We start from the raw sequence: 12,482 nt of genomic DNA, 5'->3' as shown, positions 1-12,482 counted from the left end.
ATACATATATACTCAAAATCCCCAATTCGTTGGGGATTTTTTTTCACATAAATTACTAATCAATCAAATGAATTATGAATAAAAAAATTATAATAGCCGGGCTTAGTCTTGTATTTTCATTAGGAATACAAGCTCAGGATATTGTACTAAAAGGCAAGGAACTTTTCGGAAAGCTAGAAGCGAGACACATAGGACCAGCACTGATGAGTGGTCGTGTCATTGATTTAGAAAATCATCCAACAAATAGTAGAATTATATACGTAGGTACTGCTGGTGGTGGCGTATGGAAATCTTCTAATGGAGGAGCTAGTTTTGCTCCCATATTTGATGATTATGCACAGTCTATAGGTGCTGTTTCTATTGATCCAAATGATCCTGATAATACTGTTTGGGTAGGAACTGGAGAAATCTGGACAAGAAACAGTGTTTCTGTTGGAGACGGCTTATACAAAACTACTGATGGTGGAGCAAATTGGAAAAAAATGGGATTCGAGAATTCTGAACGAATTAGTAGTATTCAGATAAACCCAAAGAATTCTAATGAAATTTATGTAGGTGTCATAGGTGCTTTATGGGGTGACAGTGAAGATCGAGGAGTCTACAAAACAACCGATGGAGGAAAAACTTGGGAAAAAATCTTATATATTAATCAAAGAACTGGTGCTAATGAAGTAATTATGGATCCTAATGATCCTAATACACTATATGCCGCCATGTGGGAATTTAGAAGAACAGCTTGGAGTTTCAATTCTGGTGGACCTAATAGCGCACTTTATAAATCCACTGATGCAGGAAAAACCTGGAATAAAATTCATAATGGTTTCCCTAAAGGAGATTTAGGGAGATTTGCAGTAGCAGTAGCACCATCCAATCCAAAAATAGTATACGCAGTTGTAGAAAGCAAAGAAGATAAAGGTTTATATCGTTCTGATGATGCTGGTGCTAACTGGAAACTACTTAATGGAGATTTTGGACTTGTTGTACGCCCTTTTTACTTTGCAAGAATAGTAGTAGATCCTAAAAACCCAGATATTGTGGCTAAGGGAGGTTTATTTGGGTCCATCTCGAGAGATGGTGGAAAAACTTTCAAAAACCTTGGAAACATGCACGCAGACATCCACGATATTACATTTGACATCAACAATTCTGATAGAATGTATGTGGGTACCGATGGAGGTGTTTATAGAAGTTGGGATGGTGGATCCACTATGGATATGGTAGATAATCTACCATTATCACAATTCTATCAAATAAGCGTTGATAATGAGGAACCATATAATATTTATGGAGGATTACAAGATAACGGTTCCTGGTATGGTCCATCTTCTTCTCCAGGAGGTGTAGAGGCTCGCGATTGGAAACGGATAGGTGTTGGAGATGGTTTTAGAGTACTTAGGCACCCAACAAAAAAAATTATTTACTCCGAAATGCAAGGAGCCCAAAATGTTTGGAGATACGATATTGATAAAAACAATACCAAAAACGTAAAACCTCTACAAGTAAAAGGGAAAGCAGACCTTCGTTTTAACTGGAACGCACCCATGGCAATAAGCGAACATCAACCAGATAGATTTTATATGGGTAGTCAATTTCTTCATGTAAGTGGAGATATGGGTGACAACTGGAAAATTATTTCTCCAGATCTTACTACCAATGATCCATTAAAACAAGATAAAGAATCTGGAGGTATTTCTACTGATAAGTCGGGAGCAGAAACACATACTACAATTTTTACAATTGCAGAATCACCCTTGGATGAAAAAGTAATTTGGGTAGGAACGGATGACGGAAATGTTCAAATAACACAAGACGGAGGAAAAACATGGTCTAATACAACACCTAATATACAAGGAGTTCCTAAAAACACATGGGTATATCATATAGAAGCAAGTAATCACTCTAAAGGAGCAGCATATGCAGTTTTCGATGGTCACGCGCAGAACGATATGAAACCATATGTATACAAAACTTCTGATTTTGGAAAAACTTGGAAATCCATTGTTACAGATGATATTATTGGGTTTGCTAGAAATATTCAAGAAGATTATGAGAATGAGAACTTATTATATTTAGGTACAGAGTTCGGATTATTTATAACTATAGATGGAGGAAAAAATTGGTCTCGTTTTACCAATAATATGCCAGCAACCGCCGTTCATTTCATCGACTTACAGAAAAAGACAAATGATCTTGTATTAGGTACACATGGTAGAGGAATTATCATTATTGATGATATTTCTCCGTTACGACAAATTAATCAGGAAATGTTAAAAAAAGATGTGCATTTCTTTGCATCCAAACCAGCTATAATAAAAGAAGAAGGTGGTTTTGGAGGAGGAAGCACTGAGCTTCAATTCGTAGGAAATAACCCTTCCTCTTCTGGTCAAATTATCTATTATTTGAAAAAGAGACACACTTTTGGAAAAATGACTTTGTCTATTCAGGATACAAATGGAAATGAAATTGCTTCTCTTGTACCTGGAAAATCCAAAGGCATCAACATTGCCACTTGGGATTTTAGAACAAAAGCGCCTAAAGTAGCAGCTGGTAAGTCATATACAGCTGGTGGTTTCACTTCTCCAAGAGCCGCTGCAGGAACATATAAAGTTGTTCTCAAAAAAGGAAAAAACTCTTATGAAAGTTCTATTATACTTCAAAACGATCCAAATTCGGTAGTAACGAATACCGAAAGGGAATCTCATTTTAAAACTACTCAAGAACTTTATAATGATATGGAAGATTTAGCATACTTAGTATACAAGATCGACCAAACAATTGATAATGCGGAAAAGCTACAAAAAGGAGATCCAAAAGCAACAAAAGTTGCTTCTGCTCTAATTACAGAAATGAATTCACTAAAAGAATCACTAGTTGTAACCACTGGTGATAATTATGTAGCGGAAGCAGAACCACAACTAAGAGAGAAATTAGCTTCATTATATAGTGATGTAGCTAACTTATTCGAAAAACCTTCTTTATCACAACTAGAGAATAAAGAGGTATTAGAAAATAGATTAAACGAAGCAAAAACTAAGTATCAAAAAATAGAATCAAAGCAATTAGCTAAGTATAAAAAGTATTTAGAAAAGAATAATGCGGGAACTATTAAAACGAAATCAAAAGAAGAATACCTTAGTAAATAAACGTAAACTGTTTTATATATATAAAGAGCTCTTTTTTTAAGGGCTCTTTTTTATTACACGACTATACAATATTTATTTTTTTTAGAAAAAGATAAAAAGACAACCAATTCCATAATAAAAACCTTGTTCATAACTGGTTTAAAACTCTAAACACTATAGTCTATTTTGGACGAAACAATTCTGTATTTTTAGTAAACATTCTTTACTATGGAAAACAGGGAATCCAATTTACTGGCAATACGTCCAAAAATTTTAAACGCAAGAGTTTCTGAAAACATGTCGGACGACGAGCAATTTCAGAACAAAACAATCAGGCCCATAATCAAATTACAGGGCGAATTATTAATTGAAGTCTTCAGAAATTATATAAAAAAAAGAAAAAACACTTTTTATGAATTAACTTTAGAAAAACGCTTACTTTATATTGATAACGCTATTCAAAAGGACATGAAATTAAGGAATAGTCTGAAAGGAATGATTATAGGTCAGTTTACTGTAGATGAATACTTGACATATATAAAAAATTCTTCTGCTCTAAACAAAAGGATGATGAGCATTGTTAGAGAACGTCTACATAGTAACATTCAATTATTAGAACAGAGTCTAACTTCCTATTAGAATTTTCTATCATATTATGATTAAAAAAAGTGCGAATCAAAATTGATCCGCACTTTTTAGTATTATTAAAGTTTAGTTTTGGATTAATTACCTCCTTCTAAAGCTTTAAGTTTGTTTTTCATGTCCTCTGCTTTTGGATCATCTAATTGATAAAAAATCTGCATTAAAGTACGAACTGCATCAACATTATCTGGCTTAGATTCTAAAGCACCTTCTAAATATGGAATCGCATCTCTATATAAATCTTGTTTTTGCTTTTTAAGAATATCAAATCTCTTATAATCAGCATTAGATGTACCTAAGCTATTCATTTCTTCATTAAGAGCAGTCTCACCACTTAAAATAATCGCTGCTATATTTATTTGTGCAGAAGCATAATCAGGTTTTACCTCTAAAGCTTTTTTATAGTATTCTATCGCTTTTTCATTATCTCCAAGGCGTGATGCACTTACTCCTAGATTATAAAGTAGATTAGGATTTTCAGGATCATTTGCAACTATCTTCTCCATTAATTCCTGATATTTAGCAATATTACCTAATTTGTAAAACATATTAGCTTCTTCTTGCATTAAAGCAGGATCGTTAGGATTCTCTTTCTTAGCTGCTTCCATCGCCTTAATCGCTTCTTCATCTTTACCTTGATTGATGTAGATTAGCGCTAAGTTTTTTGTAATCTCTGACCTTCTAGATTCTGTTTTAGACGCTTCTGGCTTTATATGCGTACCCGCCTTAACAGAGAAATCTCTTAATTGTTTAGAATCGAAATTATCTATTTCTCCAGTTTCTTTATTAGTAGCTGTAAAACGATCTTCAACTCCTTTATATCCAAGATCCACTAACTCATTATAATATTTTAAAGCAGCATCATAATCTTTTCCATTTACCGCATTGGATGCAGCAAAATATAGATACGAAGTATCTGTTTTCTTTGTTTTATATCCTAAATAAAGTTTATCTGCGGCTTCCTTATTTTTACCAGCTTTCTGATCTGCTACTGCTTCTTCAATTAAAGCTTGACGAAGTGTCTGGATTCCTGTATCTGCTTGTGCAGAATATTTTTTACTACCAGATGCTTCTTCTATTTCTATAACTTTAGCATAAGCCATTGCAGCATCTTCAATTTTTTCTAATGACTTATCTTTAGATGCCGCTCCAAGTTGTCCTTTTAGCAAATAGAATTGCGCTTTCATTTTTTCATCTGCAATATCTAACTGTCCTTCTACAGCTTTTAATGCATCATTTGCTACTTCTAGATTACCAGACTTTAATGCTTTTGTTGCTGCCCTAAGTCCTTTTTTTTGTGAAAATCCAATAGCACTTATAGTTAGAAAAAATGCTATAATAAATTTAGTTCTCATTACTTGTTTTTTTTGTGGGATTCTGTTTTATTCATTTGTTTCATCAATAGTCGTGCCATCAGAAGCATCACCATCATTTTGCAAAGATATATTATTTTCTTCAATATTATCATCTACATCTTCTACATCATCATCATCATGCATTACTTTAGCTACTGCCGCAATAGAGTCTTTACCTTTTAAATTAATTAAACGAACTCCTTGAGTAGCACGTCCCATTACTCTTAAGTCTTCTACAGACAATCTAATAGCAATACCTGATTTATTGATAATCATAAGATCATCATCATCGGTAACATTTTTGATAGCTACCAATTGTCCTGTTTTATCAGTAACGGAAATAGTCTTCACTCCTTTCCCTCCTCTGTTGGTAATCCTGTAATCATCTAGTTTAGAGCGCTTTCCATAACCATTTTCTGAAACCACTAGAATATTACTTTCCATATCATTAACAGCAACCATTCCAATTACCTCATCTTTATCATCTGCAAGTCGAATACCTCTCACACCTGATGCTCCACGTCCCATTGGCCTGGTTTTCTCCTCTTCAAAACGAATTGCTTTACCAGACTTAACTGCAAGCATTACCTGGCTTTTTCCATCAGTAAGCTTTGCCTCTAACAATTCATCATTATCCTTAATTGTAATAGCGTTTATACCATTAGTTCTCGGTCTAGAATATTGTTCTAGAGAAGTTTTCTTCACCTGACCTTTTTTAGTTGCCATTATGACATAATGAGAATTAATGTATTCTTCATCTTTCAGATCTTGTGTGCATATAAATGCTTTTACCTTATCATCACTCTCAATGTTGATCAAGTTTTGTATTGCTCTACCTTTTGATGTCTTACTTCCTTCAGGGATTTCATAAACTCGCATCCAGAAACATTTCCCTTTTTGGGTAAAAAACAACATATATTGATGATTGGTACCTACAAAAAGATGTTCTAGGAAATCTTCATTACGCGTAGTACTTCCTTTCTGACCAACTCCTCCTCTATTCTGTTTCTTATATTCTGTAAGAGAAGTCCTTTTAATATAACCTGCATGAGAAATAGTAATCACTACTTTCTCATTTGGTATCATATCTTCAATACTTAGATCTCCTCCTGCATATTCTATTTGAGAACGACGATCATCTCCATATTTATCTTTTACTTCGATAAGTTCTTCCTTAATGATATCCATTCGACGTTCTTTTTTCTCAAGAATGTCTTTAAGATCTTCAATAGTTTTCATTAACTCATCATACTCAGCACGTAATTTATCCTGCTCCAGACCTGTCAACTGACGTAGACGCATTTCCACAATTGCCTTCGCCTGTATTTCGGAGAGTTTAAATCGATCAATAAGTTTTTGCCTTGCTTCATCTGCATTAGAAGACGCTCTAATCAATTTGATAACTTCGTCTATATTATCAGAAGCAATGATCAGACCTTCTAGTATATGCGCTCTTTCTTCCGCTTTTCTTAACTCATATCTTGTTCTTCGCACAACAACTTCATGTCTATGCTCGACAAAATGATGAATCATTTCTTTTACATTCAATAACTGTGGTCTTCCATTTACCAGTGCAATATTATTAACACTAAATGAAGACTGCAAAGCAGTATATTTATATAAAAGATTAAGAACTATATTAGGTATTGCATCTCTTTTTAAGATATAAACAATACGCATTCCTTTTCTATCGGATTCATCTCTAATAGTAGAAATACCATCAATCTTCTTATCATTTACAAGATCGGCAGTCTTCTTTATCATATCTGCCTTATTCACTTGATAAGGTATTTCAGACACAATAATACATTCTCTACCATTAACCTCTTCAAAACTAGCTTTGGCACGCATTACGATCCTACCTCTACCAGTTTTAAAAGCTTCTCTTACCCCATCATAACCATATATGATACCTCCGGTAGGAAAATCTGGTGCTTTAATATGCTGAATAAGCTCATCTATCTCGATATCATTATTCTCAATGTAAGCAATAGTTCCATCTACGACTTCAGTTAAATTATGAGGAGGCATATTTGTAGCCATACCTACCGCAATACCTGAAGCACCATTAATCAGTAATCCCGGCACCCTACTAGGTAAAACCGTAGGTTCCTTTAATGTATCATCAAAATTAAATGTATGATCAACAGTATCTTTGTCAATATCCGCGAGCATATCTTCTGATATTTTTCGCATTCTTGCTTCTGTATAACGCATTGCTGCTGGACTATCTCCATCTACAGATCCAAAGTTACCTTGACCATCTACCAACATATATCGTAAACTCCATTCTTGAGCCATACGAACCATTGTGTCATAAACCGATGTATCACCGTGAGGGTGGTATTTACCAAGAACCTCACCAACAATTCTTGCTGATTTCTTATGAGCACTACCGGCTTTAACACCTAACTCATACATACCATATAAAACTCTTCTGTGTACTGGTTTAAGACCATCTCTAACATCCGGAAGTGCTCGTGATACAATCACTGACATCGAATAATCGATGTATGCAGACTTCATCTCATCCTCTATATTGATAGGTATTAGCTTTTCTCCTTCTGCCATAAAAATTATTTTATTCTAAAATTGATTTTATTTAACGGGCTAATTTAAGTAAATTAAGACGGTTTTAACTGTCTATACCCTTCATAATATACGTAATTTATTAACAACTTTAACGACCTATATAGTTAATAAGTCTACAAATATAGATTTTGATTATTAATGCTTTTTTTGTCTATTTACTCAGAAAACTTAATAATCCTTTAAATTTGTTTTTTGAATTATTCAAAAAACATTATTTAGATATAAAGAAATATGACACAAAAGGTATTTATGTCAGCTTATCTGTTAATGATGGTTAAAAGGAATAGTTTTTGCCAATGTAATTTTAAAAATTACTATATTTAGTAGTAAAAACACAGAAAAAGAAAGAAACTAATTATATGGATGACAATTTTTCACCAAGAGTCAAAGATGTGATTGCATACAGTAAAGAGGAAGCGCTAAGATTAGGGCACGATTTTATTGGCACAGAACATCTGATGTTAGGACTATTACGTGATGGAAGTGGGAAAGCAATTAGTATATTGGATGCGTTAGATATAGATTTAACAAATTTGAGAAGAAAAGTTGAAATTCTAAGCCCCGCAAACCCTAACGTAGCAGTAGCTACAAATGAAAAAAAGAATTTACATTTAACAAGACAAGCAGAAAGAGCACTTAAAACTACTTTTTTAGAAGCAAAGTTATTTCAAAGCTCTTCTATTAATACTGCACATTTGTTATTATGTATATTAAGAAATGAAAACGACCCCACGACTAAGCTTTTAAATAAGCTAAAAGTGGATTATGATAATGTTAAAGATCAATTTAAATTTATGATTGCTAACGAAGAAGAATATATAGAAAACCCAAAGGCAGAGTCATTTTCTGAGGACGATGATATGACTGGGGATGCATCAAAAGAGAATCCTTTTAACTCTCCAACTGGCGGAACTAAAGCCAATAAGAAATCTAAAACTCCGGTATTAGATAATTTCGGTAGAGATTTAACTGCTATGGCAGAAGAAGGAAAACTAGATCCAGTAGTAGGGCGAACAAAGGAAATAGAACGTGTTTCCCAAATTCTTAGTAGAAGAAAGAAAAACAATCCACTATTAATTGGTGAACCAGGTGTTGGAAAGTCTGCTATTGCTGAAGGTTTAGCGCTGAGGATTATTAAACGAAAAGTATCTCGAATACTGTTTGACAAACGCGTGGTAACGCTAGATTTAGCTAGCCTAGTGGCTGGTACAAAATATAGAGGTCAGTTCGAAGAGCGAATGAAAGCAGTAATGAATGAATTAGAAAAAAATGATGATATCATTCTTTTTATAGATGAAATTCATACAATTGTAGGAGCTGGTGGCGCTACAGGAAGTCTAGACGCTTCTAATATGTTTAAGCCCGCATTAGCTAGAGGAGAAATACAATGTATTGGAGCCACTACTTTAGATGAATATAGACAATATATTGAAAAAGATGGTGCTCTAGAAAGACGTTTCCAAAAAGTTATAGTAGAGCCTACAAATATTGAAGAAACTATAGAGATTCTTGAAAATATAAAGGAAAAATATGAAGAACATCATAATGTAAGCTATACTGATGCAGCGATTCAAGCATGTGTTAAGCTTACTAACAGATACATGACAGACCGCTTTTTACCGGATAAAGCTATAGATGCTTTAGACGAAGCAGGATCAAGAGTGCATATCACAAACATCGATGTTCCTAAAAAGATTCTTGACTTAGAGAAAAAGCTCGAAGAAGTTAGAGAACTTAAGAATAGTGTTGTAAAAAAACAGAAGTACGAAGAAGCTGCTAAGCTTAGAGATGATGAAAAAAATCTTGAAAAAGAATTAGCTCAAGCACAAGAACAATGGGAGAAAGATTCTAAACTTCATAAAGAAATTGTTGATGAGGAAAGCGTAGCTGATGTAGTATCGATGATGACCGGTATACCCGTTAATCGTATCGCTCAAACTGAAAGCAACAAACTTGCTGAATTACCAAATCTCATAAAAGGAAAGGTTATTGGTCAAGATGATGCGGTTTCTAAAGTTGTTAAAGCAATTCAACGTAATCGTGCAGGTCTAAAAGACCCTAACAAACCGATTGGATCCTTTATATTTCTAGGACAGACCGGTGTTGGTAAAACTCAACTCGCCAAGGTGCTTGCAAGAGAACTTTTTGATAGCGAAGACACACTTATTCGTATAGATATGAGTGAGTATATGGAAAAATTTGCTGTTTCCAGACTTATTGGAGCTCCTCCAGGATATGTTGGCTACGAAGAAGGCGGACAACTTACTGAAAAAGTAAGAAGAAAACCATATGCCGTGATTTTATTGGATGAAATAGAAAAAGCGCACCCTGATGTATTCAACATGATGCTACAAGTATTAGATGATGGATATTTAACAGATAGCCTTGGTCGAAAAATTGATTTCAGGAATGCAATCATTATTATGACATCTAACATTGGAGCTCGTAAACTTAAAGATTTCGGACAAGGCGTTGGTTTTGGAACTAGCGCAAAAAAGACTCAATCAGACAGTTATGCAAAAGGTGTTATTGAAAATGCTTTGAAGAAGGCATTCGCTCCAGAATTTTTAAATCGAGTTGATGATGTAATTGTATTTAACGCATTAGAGCGTGAAGATATCCATAAAATTATTGATATCGAGTTAGAAAAACTATACGGACGAATTAGCGATCTTGGATATGATTTAAGCCTAAGCGAAAAAGCAAAGGACTACATCACTGAAAAAGGATTTGATAAACAGTATGGAGCAAGACCTCTTAAAAGAGCGATTCAAAAGTATATCGAAGATGCATTGGCAGAAGAAATTATTAGCGCTCAATTGCAAGAAGGCGACAGTATTTTCATGGATCTAGATGAAGATTCCAATGAATTAACAATTAAAATTAAGAAAGCCGAAAAGCCGGCAGAATCTTAACACACCATAATAAATTAGACAGAAAAGCTCCTTTTTTTTTGAAAAAGGAGCTTTTTTTTATGTTTAAATCAAAATCTTTTGTTTCATATCTAAAACCTTTATACAAAAATTAAGCTTATTTTGAATTTTGCTTTAAAAAAGATAAATAAGCAATCTAAAAACTTGAAAGCATAGTCTGTAATAATTAGAACCATTTGTGAAGCAAAACCTTTTCATTAATTTAATCCATATCCTATCTACCAAAAGCCTACAAATAGATTAAAACTGTCGGAAATCATAATATAATAGAGCTTATCAGAATCTCAAACAATCTATTAAACTAACCAAAAAAGAATCACTTAAAACACTTTCGCCAAGGTTTTTAAATACCCAAAGCATTATCAGTAATGAACAAGGGAAAAATCCCAAATAAAATCAAAGACTTCCAATTTTTATATTACTAAATATATATATTTGCACAACTTAAAGAATACCCCAAATGATTACATCATATAAGTTAGATTTTGGTCTGATAGAAATCTATGACGACTATATAAAAGTTACCATGAATGAAGGTATTACCGTTTCGCCCGAGCACAACGATGTTTTATTAGAAATGGTTCGTAAACATTATAAAAATAAAGCTTTCTTATACATAACACATCGTGTAAACTCATATGCTGTTAACCCAACGATTTATTTAGAGACAGCAAAAATCCAAAACTTAGTTGGATTCGCAGTGGTATCAAATGATCCTAGACAAAAAATCCAAACTAAATTAGAAAAAGCTTTTTTTAAGAAAGAATTCAGACAATTTGACACCATGACATCTGCTCTGCAATGGAAAGATGAAATCCTAAAACACGTAATGGATTAACCTCCTAATATTTCCCCTGAAACCTTACTTTTATCTATTCATAATTTTCATAAGTAATAGTTTTATTGTAACTTATTAAAATATTAACCATACTTGAATAATAGTTTTGTAATCATAAATGACAGAATACTATGATTTAGGTTTTGCTAAGGTAGAAATCAAAGACGATTTTTTAAAAAACACTATTGCTGAAGGCTTTTTAGTTAAGCCAGAGCACAACAAATTGTTGCTAGAATTTGTCAAGAAATATTTTAACAACAAACCCTTTGTGTACATCTCTAACAGAATCAATTCATATTCAGTAGATCCAACAGTATATCACGAAACCACAAAAATTGATAATCTTATCGGTATAGCGGTTGTTTCAAAAAATCATAGACAACGAAAGTTGACAGAATTAGAAAGTAAATTTTTTCAAAAAAGAATAAAATATTTCACAGATATAAGCAGAGCATTAGAATGGAAAAATGAGCTATTAGAAAAAAATATCGATTTTTAAACTAAAATTTTTATTTCTATATCATAAAAAACTATATTACATTCCTAATCTTTTTTTTCAATTTACTATCTAAAAATCCCCCAATGATTAGATCTTACAATTTAGATTTTTGCAAATTAGAAATACATAGTAATCATATGATTGCAACTATGTATGAAGGTATTGTCGTTTCTATAAACAACAACTCTATTCTAATTAAAATCGCAGAAGAACATTTTAAAAACACTCCTTTTGTATACATTACACATCGAATTCATTCGTATTCCGTCGACCCAATTGTATATATTAGGACAGCAAAAATACCTAATCTTGTTGGATTCGCTGTGGTATCTAACGACCCTATACAAAAAACGTTAACGAAATACGAAAAAACTTTTTTTGAAAAGGAATTTAGAAGATTTGATGACATGAAATCTGCATTAACTTGGAAAAATGAAATGATAAAAAAATACCCTCACAAAGACACTTCTTCACATAAACAAAAAAAGAGAATCAATTGAT

At 33.1% G+C, this 12,482-nt stretch carries 8 protein-coding genes; 6 read left to right on the top strand and 2 right to left on the bottom strand.

Annotated features, from left to right (window positions below; all coding sequences use genetic code 11):
- Positions 1-74 precede the first annotated feature (74 nt).
- Both D1818_RS24250 and D1818_RS24245 read left to right on the top strand, forming a co-directional pair.
- Positions 75-3,143, top strand: a complete 3,069-nt coding sequence (locus D1818_RS24250; protein ID WP_118462840.1) for a sialidase family protein — start codon at positions 75-77, stop codon at positions 3,141-3,143.
- 207 nt (positions 3,144-3,350) lie between these two features.
- Entirely contained in the window at positions 3,351-3,761 is a 411-nt protein-coding gene (locus D1818_RS24245) for a glyoxalase (RefSeq protein WP_118462837.1), read from the top strand.
- 83 nt (positions 3,762-3,844) lie between these two features.
- Here D1818_RS24245 and D1818_RS24240 read toward each other — a convergent pair whose 3' ends face one another.
- Entirely contained in the window at positions 3,845-5,119 is a 1,275-nt protein-coding gene (locus tag D1818_RS24240; RefSeq protein WP_118462834.1) for a tetratricopeptide repeat protein, read from the bottom strand.
- 27 nt (positions 5,120-5,146) lie between these two features.
- Entirely contained in the window at positions 5,147-7,690 is a 2,544-nt protein-coding gene (gene gyrA / locus D1818_RS24235; protein WP_118462831.1) for a DNA gyrase subunit A, read from the bottom strand.
- 380 nt (positions 7,691-8,070) lie between these two features.
- Here gyrA and D1818_RS24230 point away from each other — a divergent pair, with 380 nt between their 5' ends.
- From D1818_RS24230 to D1818_RS24215, 4 genes are all read left to right on the top strand, one after another.
- The gene (locus tag D1818_RS24230) at positions 8,071-10,626 is read left to right on the top strand and encodes an ATP-dependent Clp protease ATP-binding subunit (protein WP_118462828.1); all 2,556 of its coding nucleotides are present in this window, start codon (positions 8,071-8,073) and stop codon (positions 10,624-10,626) included.
- A 478-nt stretch (positions 10,627-11,104) separates the two neighbouring features.
- Entirely contained in the window at positions 11,105-11,482 is a 378-nt protein-coding gene (locus D1818_RS24225; protein ID WP_118462825.1) for a hypothetical protein, read from the top strand.
- Positions 11,483-11,600: 118 nt separating this feature from the next.
- Entirely contained in the window at positions 11,601-11,981 is a 381-nt protein-coding gene (locus D1818_RS24220; RefSeq protein WP_118462822.1) for an STAS/SEC14 domain-containing protein, read from the top strand.
- Between the two features lie 83 nt (positions 11,982-12,064).
- Positions 12,065-12,481: a hypothetical protein gene (locus tag D1818_RS24215; RefSeq protein ID WP_118462819.1), complete on the top strand. Its 417-nt coding sequence runs from the start codon at positions 12,065-12,067 to the stop codon at positions 12,479-12,481.
- The last annotated feature ends 1 nt before the right edge of the window (position 12,482 follow it).

The organism is Aquimarina sp. BL5, from assembly GCF_003443675.1.
Lineage (GTDB): Bacteria > Bacteroidota > Bacteroidia > Flavobacteriales > Flavobacteriaceae > Aquimarina.
The sequence above is the reverse complement of the archived record's forward strand: the minus strand, read 5'-3'. Positions and strand labels throughout refer to the sequence as shown.